The 19,295-nt window shown below is 35.6% G+C and carries 13 protein-coding genes; 6 read left to right on the forward strand and 7 right to left on the reverse strand.

Annotated features, from left to right (window positions below; genetic code table 11):
* Positions 1-188 precede the first annotated feature (188 nt).
* The gene (locus ACQUQZ_RS21610) at positions 189-998 is read left to right on the forward strand and encodes a tetratricopeptide repeat protein (protein WP_435357171.1); all 810 of its coding nucleotides are present in this window, start codon (positions 189-191) and stop codon (positions 996-998) included.
* Here ACQUQZ_RS21610 and ACQUQZ_RS21615 read toward each other — a convergent pair.
* A complete protein-coding gene (locus tag ACQUQZ_RS21615) occupies positions 995-1,840 on the reverse strand; it encodes a helix-turn-helix domain-containing protein (RefSeq protein ID WP_435357172.1) in 846 nt (281 codons plus the stop codon). The genes ACQUQZ_RS21610 and ACQUQZ_RS21615 overlap by 4 nt on opposite strands.
* A 149-nt stretch (positions 1,841-1,989) precedes the next feature.
* Here ACQUQZ_RS21615 and ACQUQZ_RS21620 point away from each other — a divergent pair, with 149 nt between their 5' ends.
* Entirely contained in the window at positions 1,990-2,811 is an 822-nt protein-coding gene (locus tag ACQUQZ_RS21620) for a phytanoyl-CoA dioxygenase family protein (protein WP_435357173.1), read from the forward strand.
* Between the two features lie 21 nt (positions 2,812-2,832).
* On the opposite strand, the gene ACQUQZ_RS21625 is transcribed toward ACQUQZ_RS21620, so the two are convergent.
* From ACQUQZ_RS21625 to ACQUQZ_RS21635, 3 genes are all read right to left on the reverse strand, one after another.
* The gene (locus tag ACQUQZ_RS21625) at positions 2,833-4,764 is read right to left on the reverse strand and encodes a DsbA family protein (protein WP_435357174.1); all 1,932 of its coding nucleotides are present in this window, start codon (positions 4,762-4,764) and stop codon (positions 2,833-2,835) included.
* Entirely contained in the window at positions 4,761-5,930 is a 1,170-nt protein-coding gene (locus tag ACQUQZ_RS21630; RefSeq protein ID WP_435357175.1) for a pyridoxal phosphate-dependent aminotransferase, read from the reverse strand. Before ACQUQZ_RS21630 ends, ACQUQZ_RS21625 begins: the two co-directional genes overlap by 4 nt.
* 277 nt (positions 5,931-6,207) lie before the next feature.
* Complete coding sequence (locus ACQUQZ_RS21635; protein WP_435357176.1) at positions 6,208-7,392, reverse strand: MFS transporter; 1,185 nt, start codon at positions 7,390-7,392, stop codon at positions 6,208-6,210.
* A 200-nt stretch (positions 7,393-7,592) separates the two neighbouring features.
* Here ACQUQZ_RS21635 and ACQUQZ_RS21640 point away from each other — a divergent pair, with 200 nt between their 5' ends.
* The gene (locus tag ACQUQZ_RS21640; protein ID WP_435357177.1) at positions 7,593-8,792 is read left to right on the forward strand and encodes an acetyl-CoA C-acetyltransferase; all 1,200 of its coding nucleotides are present in this window, start codon (positions 7,593-7,595) and stop codon (positions 8,790-8,792) included.
* A gap of 88 nt (positions 8,793-8,880) precedes the next feature.
* On the opposite strand, the gene ACQUQZ_RS21645 is transcribed toward ACQUQZ_RS21640, so the two are convergent.
* Positions 8,881-9,528 (reverse strand): LolA family protein, encoded by a 648-nt coding sequence (locus ACQUQZ_RS21645; protein WP_435357178.1) that lies wholly within the window; start codon positions 9,526-9,528, stop codon positions 8,881-8,883.
* Positions 9,529-9,648: 120 nt separating this feature from the next.
* Positions 9,649-12,207, reverse strand: coding sequence for a DNA translocase FtsK 4TM domain-containing protein (locus ACQUQZ_RS21650; protein WP_435357179.1), 2,559 nt, complete (start codon positions 12,205-12,207; stop codon positions 9,649-9,651).
* A 153-nt stretch (positions 12,208-12,360) separates the two neighbouring features.
* Here ACQUQZ_RS21650 and ACQUQZ_RS21655 point away from each other — a divergent pair, with 153 nt between their 5' ends.
* The 3 genes from ACQUQZ_RS21655 to ACQUQZ_RS21665 all read left to right on the forward strand — a co-directional run bounded on the left by ACQUQZ_RS21655 (position 12,361) and on the right by ACQUQZ_RS21665 (position 16,322).
* A complete protein-coding gene (locus ACQUQZ_RS21655) occupies positions 12,361-12,570 on the forward strand; it encodes a hypothetical protein (protein ID WP_435357180.1) in 210 nt (69 codons plus the stop codon).
* Positions 12,571-12,669: 99 nt separating this feature from the next.
* Positions 12,670-13,341, forward strand: a complete 672-nt coding sequence (locus ACQUQZ_RS21660) for a thiamine diphosphokinase (RefSeq protein WP_435357181.1) — start codon at positions 12,670-12,672, stop codon at positions 13,339-13,341.
* Positions 13,342-13,850: 509 nt separating this feature from the next.
* Complete coding sequence (locus ACQUQZ_RS21665; protein WP_435357182.1) at positions 13,851-16,322, forward strand: ribonucleoside-diphosphate reductase subunit alpha; 2,472 nt, start codon at positions 13,851-13,853, stop codon at positions 16,320-16,322.
* Positions 16,323-16,402: 80 nt separating this feature from the next.
* Here ACQUQZ_RS21665 and ACQUQZ_RS21670 read toward each other — a convergent pair whose 3' ends face one another.
* Positions 16,403-19,150 (reverse strand): carboxypeptidase-like regulatory domain-containing protein, encoded by a 2,748-nt coding sequence (locus ACQUQZ_RS21670; protein WP_435357183.1) that lies wholly within the window; start codon positions 19,148-19,150, stop codon positions 16,403-16,405.
* Positions 19,151-19,295 lie beyond the last annotated feature (145 nt).

The following is a 19,295-nucleotide window of genomic DNA, read 5'->3' on the forward strand; positions in this document are numbered from 1 at the left end:
TTATTTTTGTAAGTGAAACTATTTATAAAAAAGGTTAAATTGAAGCAAATAGATTCTTTTTTTCAGGAAATCTTAACTCTTACTAATCTTTAAAATTCTTATAAATTCCGTTTAAAATTTTCGGGGTAAACTCTAATAATATCGCAATAGATGACGTTATTTACATGATGTTTATGTCAAGACCACTGATGAAATTTTTTGTATTATCGAGTATTTATGTCTTTATTTCTGCCGAAGTGCTTGCTCAACAGCCAGTTTTTCGTTCGCAGAGTGCCAATCTTAATACTTTTTCTTCGCAGACAAAGCCAAAGTCTTTTATATCTGCTCAAGATACGCCAAGTCAAGTCGTCAAAAAGCGATTTGCTCCAGCGGGAACGAATATTCATTTATTACCCTTGTTTGGAGAATTTGAGAAAACAGATGCTCAAAAAGCGGCAGACGAAGAATTTTTAAAAATGTGCGACTTAAACTTTCCAACGCGTGAAAAAGCAAGTGCTTTTTTTGCCGAAAGAGCTTGGGAATATCTGTCAGAAGGACAAAAAGATACTGCTACTTACCGATTCAATTTAGCTTATTTGCTTGATAATGACAATTCAGACGCTTTTTGGGGGCTGGGTGTTATTTCTTACCAAAACGAAAAATATGACAAAGCCATTAATCTAATGAAACGTGGCTTAGAAATCGACGATGACGATAATACTACTTTAATTGTAGATTTATCAACCGTTTATATCAAATGCTTTACAGTAGATGCTGAAAAAGAAGATTTATATAAGGCTTTCGATTTATTAGAAAAAGTCATTAAAAAGCAACCCGAATCGGCCAATGCCTATATGCAATTATCATTAGCAAGGCTCTTGAATGGACAAATTGAGGATGCTTGGGAAAACTTCCATAAAGGCTACGAAATCGACCCTGATAATGCCAGCGTTGATATTTTAGAAGGTCTTTTAGCTAAAAAAGAAGACCCAAAGGGCATTTTTAAGAAGAAAAATTAAAAACTCCTCCGATATACCAAAGGTGTAAGACCCACTTGATTTTTAAAAATGCGATGAAAATGTGAAAGATTTTGAAATCCACATTCCAATCCAACTTGGCTTATACCCAACTCACTATCTATCAATAATTTACGAGCATGACTTACCCGAATCTCGTTGAGATAATCTACATAAGTTTTTCGGGTGCGAGATTTAAAATAACGACAAAATGATGGAACTGTCAGATGAGCAATTTCGGCAATCGCCTGAATCGAAATTTCATTTTGAAAATTATCCAGCGTAAACTCTAAGATCTTTCGCATTCGTTCATTTTCTACATCATCAGGTTTTATGTTAAAATGTTCACTCGCAAGAAGTTGATAATGACTGGTTTGAGACAGATTTCCCAATAAATCAATCAATAAAATAAGACGTTTGATTCCATGTGCTTCAACAACTTTTTCTAAATATGTTTGAAACATCACAGGAAATCGAATACCAGATTTCGACAAATGCAGCATCTTAATGATTGATTTGCATTCGGGTAGTTTTTCAAAAATATTTTTCACAAAATCAATCGAAAATTGAATAACAATTGCTTCTGCAATCGGCTCTTTATTTTCATAAAAAGTCTTTTCGCTACGCCAAAAATGTGGCAAATTTGAACCAAGCAACACCAAATCTCCTGGCTCAAAGTTTTCGATACTATCCCCTACAAAACGTTTTCCGTTTCCCTGCAAAATCAAGGTTAATTCATATTCTGGATGATAATGAAGCGGAGCATCAAAATAACTTAACAAAATTCTTCTTGCTAAGAATGAGGTTTCTTCAATCGCAGGTATTTTTTCAAAAAATGCTCTCATTTAACATAAATATATAATATTAAATTATTATTTGTTAAAATAATACATAAACTGGAAAATACATAAGATTTTCTTCCTATTCATTTATATGACCTTTGTCATATAAATTTGTTCTAAAATTTAAGCACTCAATTAACTTAATTTCAACTATGACAGCAACTATTGATAAAGTGTCGCTTTTACAACAACTCAACAAGCCTTATACACTTTCGCCCGAAAACATTGCCTTTTATCGAGAAAATGGCTATGTAAAACTCAAAAATGTACTTTCAGCCGAAGTCATAGAGTATTATGGTGAATTAATAACCGATTTGGTTTTTAAACTAAATAAACTCACCAAACCAATGGAAGAACGTACTACTTATGAAAAAGCTTTTTTGCAAGTAATGAATCTTTGGGAAGAAAATGACGAAGCAAAGGAATTTGTTTTCTCAAAACGTTTGGCACAAATAGCTACCGAATTGATGGGTGTTTCGGGTGTTCGTTTATATCACGACCAAGCATTGTATAAAGAACCTTCGGGCGGAATTACCCCTTTCCATGCCGACCAATTTTATTGGCCACTTTCAAATAACAACACCATTACAGCTTGGATTCCACTGCAAGCAACACCAATGGAAATGGGGCCTTTAGCATTTGCAGAAAAAAGCCAAGACGTAGAAATCGGACGTGATAAAGAAATTTCTGATGAATCAGAAGCGATTTTGAGCGAAACTTTGAAACAATTTACCATGAATGAAGCACCATTCGACTTAGGCGAAGTAAGTTTTCACTCAGGTTGGACATACCATCGTGCAGGAGCAAACGTTTCGAGCAAAGCTCGTAAAGTAATGACGATGATTTATATGGACAAAGACATAAAAATAATTGAACCAACTAACAAATACCGCATAGCCGACTGGGAGAGATGGTTAAGTAGCAAGCAAATTGGTACTGTGGCAGATGGTTCGTTGAACCCTATATTATTCTAAAACAAAGAGCAAATCAATGGCTTAATAAGCCATTGATTTGCTCTTCCAAAGTACACCATTTTTACTTTCATATTTATCAATAATTCCTCCTCTGAATAAAGCATTGAGTGTTTCATTACTATTTTCCATGGAAGTATCTGTAATAAACGAAAATTCCTTATTGGTCATGGTTGCAAAACGATTGAACAAATATTCAGGGGTAATATCTACTTTTTGCTTCTTGGCATTTGGAACTAATTTTAATATTACACGCTCTAAATCTTGGTATGATTGATGCCCCGTTGTAACGATTTGCTCATTCTGTTTGTTTGTAAAAATGAGCGTTGGGAGCATATTCACCTTCAACTCGCTTGCCAATCTAAGGTCTTCAATGAAACAATCCTTCGCTTTTTGTTCATAATCTTTCAAGAATCGAGCAGAATCTAAGCCAATCTCAAAAGCGACTTTTGCAAGAAAATCAACATCAACAATATTGGTTTTTTCAAGAAAAAGCATTTCTTTAATTCTTCTTAAAAATAAGGAAGCTAAGTCGGAATCTTGCAATTGTGCCGCTTTGAAAGCAATTGAAGGAGGATAAGAAGAATTGAGTGGATCTTCCAACCAAATATCCCCATCAATTGGCATTCCATAAAGCAAACATTCTTCTTCCCAATGAGGAGCTACATCAGATGGCTTACTAATATTACCACGATTAAAATTTTCCCAAGAAGGCAATAGTCCTCCCATGCGATTTTCAACATTAATATACTGACCATACTCTAAAATTAATTTTCGCAAAAGCGGCTGTACTACCCAACAAGTTGAACAGATTGGATCTGAAAAATATTGCAAATTAATTTCTTTATGAGATGTATTCTCCACCACTTTTTTTGAAATAAGAGGTACTCGTACTTCGTCTTCATCTATTTTGCTTGGATACAAGAAGAATTCTTTCAATTCCCTTCCTAATAAAATATGTTGTTCAACGTGCTGCAAGCGTTGCTCATAAAATGCTTGAAAATCTTCTGTATATGTCTCATGTTGAAACAATACATCTGAAAGGACTTGAGCATCCATAATAGCGTTGGTTGTACCCGCACTCGTAAATGGTAAAGCTAAATGGGCTGCATCACCTATCAATACTATGTTATTTTTATGAAAAGTGGGCAAAACACCAAAATCACGTGTATTCCAAATGTAACTATTGCTAAAGTCATTTGACGCCAAAAGTTCTGAAACTTCCGAAGGAAAATCAACTAATAAATTCGTACAAAATGATTTCAATTCTTCTGCACTGCACCCATCTTGACAATCGGCTAATGACGTATCAAATTGCATAAACCATACAAATTCATCAGAAGAAACAGGAATCATTCCAAAGCTTAATCCTTTTTTATTACTTTGGAATTTTTTAAAAATATGTCTTTGTTTGACTCCCAAAAATTCATTTTTACAAATACCAACCACCTCTTTTACTTGAATTTTAGTAAAATCAACAGGCCCTAAAATAGCATTTCTAACACTTGAATTTCCACCATCAGCACCAACGAATATATCACCACACTCAACTTCACCATTAGTAAATGCTGCCGCAACCACCTTATCGCCTTCATAAATAAAATGAGAGAATTCTCGACCGCTTTTAATTTTGTCGCCAGGAAATAAATCATAAAGATATTTTATCAAATCTTTACGCTTGAAACATTTCCATTGATGGAGTTTTAGCCTTTTGATTTCTTCTCCATTTGGTCTATTAAAACTAAAAGTATTAATAGATTCTCCTTTAAGATAATTAGATGAATGCTCCCCCAGTTTATTGAGGATTGACCATCCATCTGCGTGCATCAAAAAAGCGTGGCCACGGTCAGGTAAGCAGTTGGCTCGCTCATTGATAATTACCTCACATTTTTTCTTGAGTAGTTGGAGTCCAAGCGTTAAGCCAGCCACTCCTCCTCCGATAATAACAATTTTCATAGGACATCTAATATGGATTTGATTTGGGAAAGTGCTTGTGTAAGAATTTCATCAGTAGTAGCAAAACTTAGTCTAATATAACCTTCTGCCCCTTCACCAAACCATTCTTTGAGGCCAGGAACTACCGCTACTTTAGCTTCATTTAACAATAACTCATGAATTTCTTTACTTGATTGATGGGTATTTTTAATATTAGCAAAAGCCACATAACAACCTTCAGGTGCAATACAACTTACACCTTTCATTGTGTTCAACTCAACGGTACATTTTTGACGCATTTTATGCAAATGGGCTACAAAATCATTCAACCAATATTCACATTGGTTAAGGGCAGTTGTTGCCGCAATTTGCCCCAAAGTATTTACGCCATGAATGGTTGACTGATGCAAAGATGTTTTAAAAAGTTGTTCAAAATGTAATTGATTAGAAGCAATAATTGCTCCAATTCTTAATCCTGCCAGTCCATAAGATTTACTAAAACCAGTGACAATGACAGTTTGTTGTCGTATAGCCTCGTCCAACGAAGCAATACTTGTATAGGTATGGGGTTGATAGATTATATCACTCCAAATTTCGTCAGATAGAATAATCACATTATGTTTACAGGCAATCGTACCCAGTTGTTGAAGCTCAGCACGAGTAAAAACCTTTCCAGTTGGATTTAATGGATTACACAAGCATATCAAGCGAGTTTTGGGTGTAATAAGTTTTTCTAATTGCCCGAAATCAACAACATCCGTTCCTGCTGGAATCGCAAAGGGAATGGCTTTTGCCCCAACTTTTTCAACAGAATAACGAAAAAGAAAATCAACTGGATCAAAAATTATAGCCTCATCAAGTGGATTTAAAAAGGTTTGGCACACTAAAAAAATGCCAAATGCTGCACTATCAACGGGAAATGTAAAAGCAGGTGAAGCTGTAACCTTTCTTTTTTGTTGAAAGAAATGAGCTACACTTTCTTTAAAATCAGGAAGTCCTTCTGCTGGGCCATAACAAAGATATCGGTCTCGAATAAATTTTGTAAGTGCCTCTGCAATTTCGGGAGCACTTGGAAAATCAGGGTCAGCAGCTGTAAGTGGAATTACGCCATTAGGAACTGTTGCCCATCTTAAATTATAAGCACGTTGTTTTAAAATATCAAGATTTACAGATGAATTATTGAACATAAATTACTACTTAAAAGAGTCGGATTTGCAAACTTTTTTGTTAAAAAAATCCACTTCAAGTCCTACCATTTCTTTAGTAAGAAAGTCCAATTAGTGTTCGGTTGAAGTGTATAATTCAATAAAATATGATTAAGCGGTAGCATTACTAAACTTATCACATTCAGAATTAAATGTAGAAAATAAAATTTTTATTTCACTAAAAATCCTTGTCTTTTTTTATTCATTTTGAGGGAGGTAAGCACTCGCTAAAACTGGTTTTAGCGAGCTTTTGGAAGCTCTAAATTTTCTTTAACCAGACAAATCCTAAAGCTGAAATAATACCAAAAGAGCCAAGAATATACCACAGTGTATCGAAGCCAAAATGAGCAATGGTTTGTGTGCCAATCAAAGGGGCAGAGATTTGTGCTATCGACCATGTCATCGAATGGAGAGCAGAGTATTGTCCACGATTATGAGATTTAGACCGTTCAATACTAAAAGCATTCATAAAAGGCATCGCAAAAATTTCGGAAAATGTTGCAAAGACGATACCTACAATAAGCCATCCATAATTATGCGAAAACAAGAAAATTAGATAATTGACTACCACTAAACCTACACCAAAACTTATCAATGATAATTTTTGAAACTTACCTTCTATTTTATAAATCAAAATCATTTCAATGAAGGCCACTAATAGTCCATTCAAGCCTAAAATATAGCCAATTTGAATTTCAGATAAATTACAAGCTCTTTTATAAAACAATGGGCCAATTGTAAAAAGTTGAAAAAAGGCAATGGCATAAAGGGTGGTTAATAATAAAAAAAACAAATACTTTCGATCTCGATATACTGAGTCTTTGGGATTTACGTTACTTTTGACAGTATGTTTATCCGATTTTTTTCGTCGAGTTCCTCTTAAAAAAGAAAACACCAATAACGCAGCTCCAATATTTGTCAATCCATCTGCCCAAAATAATAATTTATAATCTCTTGTTGCCAAAAAACCTCCGATTGCAGGCCCGATCGACCAGCCTATATTGATAGCCAAGCGAATCAAAGATACCGAGCGAGTGAATGTTTCGGGTGTACTAAAATCTGCGATTGAGGCTGTATTTGCGGGACGATATGCTTCGCCAAAAGCACTCAATAAAAATACAAACGTACAAATTAGGTAATAGTTTTGTACCTGAGAAATAAGCAAAAACATCACTCCCCCTAAAAACAAACTCCATAACTGCACAGGAAAATAACCAATCAAATCAGTCAGTTTTCCACCCATAAATGTTCCACAAATTGAGCCAACACCGAAGGCAACCATCACAAAGCCTGCTTCTGTTACACTAAAACCCAGTTTTTGAGTTAGATATAATGTTAGGAAAGCAACCACCATTCCCCCACTCCGATTAATGAGCATAACCAAAGCCAACAGCCAAACTTGCCGTGAAAGCCCACCAAAAGCATTGCGATATAATGAAATCATTGATAATTGGAAAATGTATAATTGAAAAAGTTTGATTTTATTCTTGATATAATAAGTTTCTGAGAAGAAAATCTATTTTGAAAGCACTCGGCAAATTTAGGCTTTTTAGCATTTGCAACAAACCAAAGTATTGATTAGTTTTGTCAAACAAAGTATGCTTGCATACTAATTTCTATTCATCTTTACACTAATCTAAAAAAATGGAAGCATATATTTATGATGCCGTACGCACGCCTCGTGGACGTGGCAAATCTGATGGTTCTCTGCATGATGTGCAACCTGTTGAGCTACTTTCAACGGTTTTGAAGGCAATCAGAGATAGAAATAATCTTGATACAAGTTTGATTGATGACGTAATAATCGGTTGTGTTTCGCCTATTGGTGAGCAAGGGGCAGATATTGCTCGCACGGCAGTTTTGGCAGCGGGTTATGCTCAAACTGTGGCAGGGGTGCAGGTAAATCGTTTTTGTTCCTCAGGTTTGGAGGCAATCAATATGGCAGCCGCTTATGTCATGTCGGGTCAAGTTGATTTATTGGTGGCGGGTGGCGTTGAATCTATGTCACGTATTCCTATGGGGTCAGATGGTGGGGCTTTATTTATGAATCCTCAAATTATTTCTCAACATAAGATTGTACCACAAGGTATTTCTGCCGACTTGATTGCCACCAAATACGGCTATTCACGCAATGATGTTGATACTTTTGCTGTAGAATCAGTTCGCCGAGCAGTAGAATCTCAAAAAAACAAACATTATCAATCAATGGTTTCGGTAAAAGACGAAATCGGCATAACAGTGCTTGATCGTGATGAAGGTATTCGTCCAGACACAACGGTTGAATCTTTGGGCAAACTAAAACCTGCTTTTGAAATGATGGGCAGTATGGGGCTTGATGCTTTGGCTTTAATGAAATACAATGATTTGGTAAATATCAATCACGTACATCATGCAGGAAATTCTTCGCAATTAACCGACGGTTCGGGAGCATTATTAATAGGGAGCAAAGCTATGGGTGAAAAATTAGGGTTGAAACCTCGTGCCAAAATAAAAGCATTTGCTATTGTTGGCTCTGAACCAACAATCATGCTTACAGGGCCTGTTCCTGCTACTGAAAAGGTTTTGAAAAGAGCAGGAATGTCAATCAGCGACATTGATTTATTTGAAGTAAATGAGGCTTTTGCCGCTGTACCAATGCTATTTATGGAAAAATTTGGCGTTGACCATTCAAAAGTCAATATCAATGGTGGAGCAATTGCTTTAGGGCATCCGCTTGGAGCAACAGGGGCCATTCTTTCAAGTTCATTGATTGACGAAATGGAAAATTCTAATAAATCAACAGGACTTGTAACCCTTTGCATTGGTGGCGGCATGGGAATTGCTACTATTTTTGAAAGGGTTTAATTATAATTTTCATATAAAAAAGCTCATGAAAATTAATTTTCATGAGCTTTTTTATATTTATCTAATGATATTTTGACTATCAATCTACTTATCTCAAATCTACTACTTCTACTCCTGGATATTTCTTTTTGTCAAAAGTAAAGATTTTATCATCGGCTGGAGCATTTGGCGAAAACTTATCTACACGAAAAACCGTGCGTTTACCATTTTTGTCCCAAACTTTCCAAGACTTTACTGACTTATCTTTCTTATCAACCTTAATTTGAACCTTCGCAACTTTGCTTGATTTATCTTCTGGTGAAAGTTCTACTACTTCATAAAACTGGCTTCCTTCTTTTACTTCTTCCAAGAAAACATATTTATATCCTTTTTTATAAATCGTATAAATTTTGGTCGGAGAAAGCTCCTCCATTTCAGTAGGATTAAACTCCGTTACATTACACTCGTTGGTTTCTTTTACATAAGTATAAAGGTCTTTTCCATTGGCAAAAACCTCTTGTCCAGCCATTTTTAAGCGAAATTTTATACCTTTTACAGTTACATCACCTTTATAGCTTTCTGTTAGTTTTGCGTTTGTTCCTTCCACACCATAAGTAAATGCCGCACTAAACGATTTCATTGTTTGGTATTTTTTGCTCATTTCATCCAAAATCGCCGTAGCTTTTTTGTCTTTTTGAGCAACCACTAAATTGCTGATTATCAACAAATTAGCAATTATAAAGAGTATTTTTTTCATTATTTTATAGAGTTAATTATGTTTTTATTGTTAGTTAGACGAGATTTATATATTGAAGGATTAATATTTATTCCGTCTTTTATAACATTTAAGACGCAAAATTAATTCAAAAGGTTGTTTTTACCTCAATTTTCTTAAAATCTCTTCTAAATGTTCCATATCCTTTACTAAAACTTCCCGTGCCTTGCTTCCCTCGAATGGCCCAACAATTCCTGCACCTTCCAATTGGTCGATGATTCTTCCTGCACGATTATAGCCTAATTTCATTTTACGCTGAATCAACGAGGTACTGCCTTGTTGGTGCGAAACCATCAAACGTGCCGCTTCTTCAAACATTACATCAAGTTCTGAAGCATCAAATTCGGCCGTTTCACCTTCTTCATCGCCATAGAATTCTGGCAATAAATACGCAGATTCATACGCTCGTTGGCTTCCAATAAACTCACAAATTTCTTCAACTTCGGGCGTATCAACAAATGGACATTGCAAACGAACCATATCCGACCCCATTGAAAGCAACATATCTCCATTCCCTACCAATTGCTCCGAGCCACCCGTATCTAAAATTGTTCTTGAGTCAATTTTAGAAGTAACTTTGAATGACAAACGAGCTGGGAAATTGGCTTTTATCAAACCTGTGATAACATTGACTGATGGACGTTGTGTAGCTACAATCAAGTGAATACCAATAGCACGAGCCAACTGAGCCAAACGAGCAATCGGTTGTTCCACTTCCTTTCCAGCCGTCATCATCAAATCTGCTAACTCGTCAATAACCAACACGATGTATGGCAAATAACGGTGTCCCTTCTCTGGATTTAATCTTCTTTGAACAAACTTGACATTATACTCTTTGATATTTCGTACACCTGCATCTTTCAGCAAATTATAGCGATTATCCATTTCGATACAAAGTGAGTTGAGGGTATAAACAACTTTTTTTGTATCTGTAATAATTGCTTCTTCAGCATTGGGTAACATTGCCAAGAAATGTCTTTCGATTTTGTTATAAAGCGTCAACTCAACTTTCTTAGGGTCAACCAACACAAATTTTATTTGAGCAGGGTGTTTTTTATAAAGCAAAGATGCCAAAATAACATTCAAACCAACTGATTTACCTTGACCCGTAGCTCCCGCCATGAGTAAGTGAGGCATTTTGGCCAAATCAGTTACAAATATTTCGTTCGAAATCGTTTTTCCAAGAATAATGGGTAATTCAAAATTAGTTTTTTGAAATTTCTCACTCGAAATCACCGATTTCATCGTAACCATCTCTCGGTTTTTGTTCGGAACTTCAATACCAATCGTGCCTTTTCCTGGCATTGGTGCAATAATACGAATACCCAAAGCGGCCAAATTTAAGGCAATATCATCTTCCAAATTTTTAATTTTTGAAATACGAATACCCGCATCTGGCACAATTTCATAAAGGGTTACTGTTGGGCCAATTGTAGCTTTAATGCTTGCTATTCCTATCTGGAAATTACGCATTGTTTCCACAATTTTGTTTTTATTTGCTTCCAGTTCTTCTTCTGTAACTTTGCTTCCTGAATTACTATATTCGCTCAAAAGTGAGAGTGGAGGATATTGATAATTGCCTAAATCAAGTGTTGGATCAAACAAACCAAAGTCTTTTAATACTTTTTCATTGACACCATCATCATCTAAATCATTTTCAAAAACATCCTCTTCTTCTTCCGATTCATTTTTACTGGTATCTTCGATTATAAAAGTTGGACCTCCCTTAAATGGCTCATTTGGTAAAGTATTTTTTGTTTTTTCAACACTTTCTACCTCCAACCTTACATTTTTTTCTTCAAATGGTTTCGGAACAATGACTTCATCATTTTCAATTTTATCGTTTCCTACTTTCAAGAAATCAATTTTATCAACCGTTTCTCGTTTAGTAGGAGGTGGCGTATTTCTGAAAGTATTTTCTTCTATTTCTTCGTCTTCATCATCCTCAACTTGTATGGCACGACGAATACGGTCGGTGGCTACATCTTCACGAGGGTCACGCTGAAAATATTTGGCAAAAAACCAGTCATCAATTTTGGTATAACCATGAAAGAAAATCAACCAACCTGCCAAAATCAATAAAATGACCAATATACCACCCCAACCAATAGCTTGATGAAAAAACTGATTAACAGTATAGCCAATTCCTCCACAAACAGTTCCAGCAGGCAAATCAAACAAGGAAGCAAAATAGCCTAAGAAAATACTTGTCCAAAAAATATAAAAAATACTGGAGAGCGTAAAACGATTAAAACTTTGTGGAAGTAAATCTTTCTTGAAAGTCAAACGATAGCCTGCCCAAAAAACAACAGGTAACCAGCCAAAAGCAGCTAATCCAAACCATTGAAAGATAAAAAAGTGTGAAAAATATGCACCCATCAATCCCATTGCGTTGCGAGCTTTACGGTCAGTTTGTTCAAGAGAAGCTTTGAAAGTACGTTGAACAATATCTTGATCTGCATCACCTGTAAAAAGATAGGAGACAAAAGAGATGAGCAAAATTACTGACAGAATTAGCAAAAAAATGCCAAAAGCGAGTAAATAGCTATCCTTGTTGACGTTGAACTCAATGGGCATTTGAGTTACGCCACCTTTACCTCCCGAAGAGCCACGTGGTGTACTCTTGGGTGGTTGTTTTTTTCGAAAAGTATTACCAGACATCTTTATGGGGTAGGAAAGCAATATATTTTAAAGACAAATATATAAATTTTAGGATAAATATTCTCAAAAAGGAAACTATTTTGAAATTTATTACTTTTTTTAACCAAAGGTTTCTGCCTATCTTTGTTGCTCTACGTAATTTTCAAACAAAAAATGTCTGGTAAAAAAAGCTTAAAAAGCAGAATTGAAAGTACGCTCTCTTCTTCTGACATTAATTATATTAAACATAATGCTACAAGTCATACACTTGGACAATTAGTCGGACGCTTAGGACGTTCTGAAAATACCATAAAAAAGTATTTGAAACTTTTGGACTTAGAACCATCAACAGTAGCCACAGTTTCAATGGATATTCGACCCTAATGTTTAAAATTATTAAACTCAAGAAAACTAGAATTAATATTTGTAAATAATGGCCAATAAATTGACCATTATATTTGGTTATTATTACTAAGTAAGAAAATGTCTTCACACCATATTGTAAGAGAAAAACAAGAGCCAGCTCTCATCATTGCGAATGGCGAAAGTTGCAGTTTTGAATTGCTTGGGCAGTTGCTGGAATGGAGTCCATTTGTGGTGGTTCTAGACAGTGCAATTCAGCGTGTAATGCCGCTTGGAATTAAGATAGATGTACTTCTTGGCGATTTTGATGAGGAATTAAATCTGAGCGAAATTGAGGAAAGCCAATACCCAATTGAGGTTGTACATACACCTGATCAAGACAAAACGGACTTAGAAAAAGCCTTTGATTTTCTGATAGAAAGGGGCTTTCCTGCGGTGAATGTTGTATGGGCTACGGGTCGTCGAGCCGACCATTCTATTACTAATATGACCAATATTGTTCGTTACAAAAGTAAACTTCATATCGTGATGATTGATGATTATTCGGTCATTTATCCTTTACACCCCAAGCCCTATGTATTCCAAAAATGGTTCGCAAAAAGTTTCCAAATTTCACTTATTCCGATAGGAACGACAACAGGTATTTACACCCAAAACTTGCGTTATTCACTTGATAATGAGCAACTTATACTCGGATATCGTTCAGGAAATAGTAACGAAGTGGCAGCAGATGGAATTGTGCAAATTTCTTACGAATCTGGTGACTTATTACTCATGGAATGTCATGATTAAGGAGAAAAATCGAGTGTGGATAACTTTTTCAGAATTTATTTTTTTTTCTGAAAATTAAATATTTACATTTGTCAATGAAAACACAACTAAAACTTCTATAAACTGCCTCGTTGAATTATAAGAAAAAAGTATTTACAACCGTGTGGATAACTTTTTTTATTTCACTTTTCTAATCCACCAATTAAGTAACTAACTGATTATTAGGGCTTAATAATTTCTTAACATTACACTTTTTAAGTATTGCTAATTAAGTATCGTTTTTTGATTTTTAAATAGCTTGATTATTTATTAATTTTACAATCATATCGGTATTCAGTATGCATAAAAATATACATGAATAATTGGCTGCTTATTTTATAAAAATACTCGTATTTCCCGAACCCAAAAAGTGACTGGCAGTCACTAAATATATAAATAATAACAGTAGTTGAATCCTTATTAAAGGTCAAATTTTGACCTCATTGAAATTTGTTGTGAATTCCTAAAATCCTTATTAAAAAGGCTGCCTTATGTATGTAATCAAGAGAGACGGACGCCGCGAGTCGGTAAAGTTCGACAAAATCACTGCTCGTATTGAGCGACTGTGCTATGGTTTAGAGCCTGCATTTGTCCAACCCGTTGAAGTTGCTATGAAAGTTGTGGCGGGTATCTATGATGGTGTAAATACCAGCGAATTAGATAGTCTTGCTGCCGAAACGGCCGCTTCGATGACAACTAAGCATCCCGATTATGCTGTTTTGGCAGCTCGGATTGCTATTTCAAACCTTCATAAAAACACCCTTAAGTCGTTTTCTGGTACAATGAAAATGTTGTATCATTATACCGACCCCAAAACTGACCAAAATGCTTCACTTATTGCCAAAGACACTTGGAAAGTAATTCAGAAACATGCTGCTTTGCTTGATTCTGCTATTATTTATGACCGTGATTTTGGCTACGATTATTTTGGTTACAAAACGCTTGAAAAATCATACTTATTAAAACTTAACGGCAAAATCGTTGAACGTCCACAACACATGCTTATGCGTGTTGCTGTTGGTATTCATGGCGAAGATATTGACCGTGTAATTGAGACGTATGAATTGCTTTCAGAACGTTGGTTTACACATGCGACTCCTACATTATTCAACGCAGGAACACCAAAACCTCAGCTATCTTCTTGTTTCTTGTTAACAATGAAAGAAGATAGCATCACCGGAATTTATGAAACTTTAGCTCAAACGGCTCAGATTTCACAATCTGCTGGTGGTATAGGATTGGCTATTCATGATATTCGTGCCACAGGATCTTACATCAAAGGCACTAATGGAACATCTAATGGTATCGTGCCGATGCTGCGTGTTTTCAATGATACAGCTCGCTACGTTGACCAAGGTGGTGGCAAAAGAAAAGGTTCGTTTGCTATTTATATCGAACCACACCACGCTGATATTTTTGAATTTTTGGATTTAAAAAAGAATCACGGAAAAGAAGAACTTCGTGCGAGAGATTTATTCTACGCTCTTTGGATTTCAGATTTATTCATGAAACGTGTAGAAGCTAATGAAACTTGGTCTCTATTTTGTCCTCACGAAGCTCCAGGTCTATCAGAGTGCTATGGAGAAGAATTTGAAAGACTTTACGAAAAATACGAATTAGAAGGTAAAGCACGTAAGACTATCAAAGCTCAAGACCTTTGGTTTGCTATTATGGAGTCTCAAATTGAGACAGGTACACCATATATGTTATACAAAGATGCTGCTAATAAAAAATCAAACCAAAAGAATTTGGGAACGATAAAATCATCGAATCTTTGTACTGAAATCATCGAATACACTGCTCCTGACGAAGTGGCAGTCTGTAACTTAGCTTCAATTGCTCTGCCAAAATATATCGCAAAAGATGAAAAAACAGGATTCTTGAAGTTTGATCATCAGAAATTATATGAAGTAACGAAAGTAATCACTAAAAACCTCAACAAAGTAATCGATGTAAATTATTACCCTGTACCTGAGGCAAAACATAGTAATCTCCGTCACCGTCCGATTGGTTTAGGAATTCAAGGTTTAGCTGATGCCTTTATTTTATTAAAAATGCCATTTGAATCAGACGAAGCTCGTCAGTTGAATAAAGACATTTTTGAAACGATTTATTATGCAGCCATGGAAGCCTCAATGGAGTTGGCGATCAAAGACGGCCCTTATCCAACTTGGGAAGGCTCTCCGATTTCAAAAGGTATTTTCCAATTTGATATGTGGAACGTAACTCCAGAATCCGGTCGTTGGAATTGGGAGGAATTGCGTGAAAAAGTAGTTAAAAATGGTGTAAGGAACTCCTTATTAGTTGCTCCTATGCCAACAGCTTCAACAAGTCAAATTTTGGGCAATAATGAATGTTTTGAACCTTATACTTCAAATATTTATACCCGTCGTGTACTTTCTGGGGAATTTGTGGTTGTAAATAAGCACTTATTAAAAGATTTAGTAAAAATCGGCTTGTGGAATGATACCATGAAAAACAAGTTAATTGCTGCTAATGGTTCAGTACAAGCAATTCCTGAGATTCCTCAAAACTTGAAAGATTTGTATCGTACCGCCTGGGAAATTAAGCAAAAAACCATCGTAGATATGGCAGCCGACAGAGGAGCATATATTTGCCAAAGTCAGTCATTGAATATCTTTATGGAAAATGCTAATTTCGGAAAATTGACTTCGATGCACTTCTATGCTTGGAAAGCAGGATTGAAAACAGGTATGTATTACTTACGTACAAAAGCCGCTTCTGATGCTGTGAAATTTACAGTTGATAGACAAGCAATTGCCGAAGTAATGCCAGCAACTTCAGTAGTTGAAGAAAAACCATTAGATTATGCCAAATATGCCGAAGAACAAACTGCAAAGGCAACTGCAGCGGCTTCTTTTGCAAGCGAAGAAGAGTACCAATACGCAGCAATGCAATGTTCTCTCGATGACCCAGAGGGTTGCGAAATGTGTGGTTCATAAGGGATTCCGACTGTGCTCTTTCTTAATATAAAATTGTTACAAAACCACCTCAAAAGGGTGGTTTTGTTGATTTTATACTATTATCTTTGTACTTCTACAAAAGTCTCTGCTATTTCATTGCCATTTTTTACTGAAATTCTATAAACCCCAATATTATCGGCTGCGTAGAATGAGAATTTATTAGAACTAAGTTTGGGTTGCCAAAAAATAGTTGTTCTCATATCTAGCTTGGAAATTTCTTTGGACGTTCCATAATTCGGACTAAAAAAAGGGTTTGCTTCTTGAAACCCAATGATGGTAAGTTGTTTAGCACTGGCTTTCAGTCCATGATTATTACTTTCTGATGGCTTAGACACCGAAGATTTAGTATAAATAGCAATCACGCCATTGGCTCCTCTCGAACCAAACATCGCACGAGCAGTTTTCAATACCTCAATACGATCAATATTATCAAAATTAACGCTTAACAATGAATTCACATCTTCCACAGGAAAACCATCAATCAAATATAATGGTGCCGAATCTCCCTCAATCGAGTTCTGTCCACCTCTCATTCTCACTTTTATTCTACCATCAGCATAAGTAATCTGTACGCCTGGAACTTTGCCTTGAAGAGCCAATACTGGGTTCATTCCTATCAGGGCTGGCCCCATGTCTTTGGCATAAACGGTGAAATCAGGATTTCCATAAATAGGCTTACTCACAAATTGCTTTTCTGTTCGTTTGGTTCTTACGCTCACTTCATCAAGTTGAATCGCATCTTTAGGTAAATCAATATCTTTTTCTATTAAAACTGTGGTATTTAGGTCTTTTATCTCAAAAATTGGTGTCAAAACTGAGGGTTTTATGATAGGAAATTCTTCGTTATCAAATAAAATTTTATTCAACAAACGCCCTTTTAGATCGGTTGCTTGGTAACTAATATCAGTTGTATCACTTAACTGAATACCCGAAACTGAAAATTTTCCTTCGGTATCCGTTTGTGCCGTTACAGTATATTGAGCTTTTCCAAAGTAAAAAACCAAATTAGCAAAGGCAGGCTTATCACTTTTATCTAAAACTTTACCCGAAAGCGTCAAACCCGTTTCAGCAAGATATTTAAATTCAGGTAAAATTTTGAAACTTGATGCCGAAAGAAATGGTTTAGCCTTGGTTTCCAAAGATTTTACTCGGCGAATCACCAGCGAGTCAGTTACCGAAACTACTACATTCTCAGCTTTTGTACCTTCGATTTGAACATTAATTTTTTCACGTGGCTGATACACCTTTTTATCGGTAATAAGTTTTATCAGAGAATTATTTACTGATGGGATTGCTTTTCCAACAATATATTGTTTGGGTGAAATTACAGGCACAATTTGCTCGAAAAAGCAAGAATCTCCAAAATTTCGCATCCATTTTGTGTAAGCTCGAAGGTGATAGTTTCCTAACATAAGGTTAGATGGAAGCTTCACCATCCCTTGAAAATGTAATGAATCTACATGATATTTCTGACGGATAATTAACTCATTTTGTGGACTTATCCATTCAACATAAACCACTTTACTAATCGAATCACTCATGGCAGCATCGGCATAGAGCATTTCTCCTGCAAACCATAGGTTTTCGTTAGGGTGATAATACGATTTATTAGTCGAAAGTTGCACTTGCTCTTGTAAACGCCAAATGCTTTTTTGTGTAGTAGAATCAAGTGCTACATTGATTTTTGTTGCAGGAATTTCTCTTTGAATGGATTCATTTGGCAAATAATCAAGCGGAAGCATTTCAGCCAAACGTTTATTGCTCATAAAGCCTGAAACAATCAAATCTTTGGGATTTTGAATAATACCCTTGTCATTGAAATCTAAATCCTTCGTCGTTTCTATCCACGAAATCATGCGATTGTCGTCACGATAGAATTGACCATTGAAATATGGACTTGCAAAGTGCAATTCGATACGTTTGGGGAACTTTATACGAAATTCATTATCAATTCGCCCTTTTTTAATGAGAGAATCTAAATTAACTGGTAAAATACTTTTGTTCAATTGGCCATAAAACATAGCAGTTCGGTTGGCAGGATTGAAACCTGCTGCATCAACAAAAGCCTCATAGCCTTCCATTTTGAGTTTGTGCTGTGCCAATGACCAAAATAAATGTCTGTCAGAGCCTTCAAAAGCCATTTTTCGATTCAAGTTCCACTTTTTTTCTTCTTTATCGCTGACTGGTTTCAACTCTTCAAAACGAGCATAACCTTGATATTGAATTTCATCATTTGATAATAAAAAACTCGTAAGTGTAAAGAACACTCGATAGCCTAAAGCTAAGTTTTCAACTTCAATTGGGCGAGTTGCTTTTGCCTTCAAAATACCTTTAATCTCCTCAAAATCAATAAGATAGCTGTCTTTAATAGTGCATGATTTTGCTAAAGGAGTATCACCTAATATAGCCTTTAAAAAACGTTGAAAATATTTTTCCCACGTTTTATCTCGACTACTTGACACTTTTACTTCACTGAGTTCTTGCTCGTTTGGATTGAGTGTAAAGTCAATTTCTTTGACACCAGTTTTTTCCTCACGAATAGTCTGGCGTGCAGGAGCATATCCAAGCATAGAAACAGAAATAATGACCGTGCCGAAAGGTATTTTTGTGAGAGAATATTCTCCTTTTTCATTGGTGGTGGTACCTTTAGTAGTATTGGCAATAAACACATTCGCAAACGGCACAACCTCGGCCGTTTTGGCATCACGCACCACACCTGATATTGAAAATGTTTGAGCAAAAACACTGAAACATGTAAAGAAAAAAAAGAGAATTAAGTAAAAGTTTTGGCGGTAAAATAGCGTCATGTTTATTAGCAGTAAATTTCAGATTTAATTCTCCAAAGTAAACGAAATTATTAGTTGATAAAATACATTTCGGCTAAATTCTTTATCAAAATGCTTTACGCTGGAAAAAAACTTGGCTATTTATGCTATAGAAAATAAAAAAATG

The organism is Emticicia sp. SJ17W-69 (assembly GCF_051209875.1).
In the GTDB taxonomy this organism is placed as follows: Bacteria; Bacteroidota; Bacteroidia; order Cytophagales; family Spirosomataceae; genus Emticicia.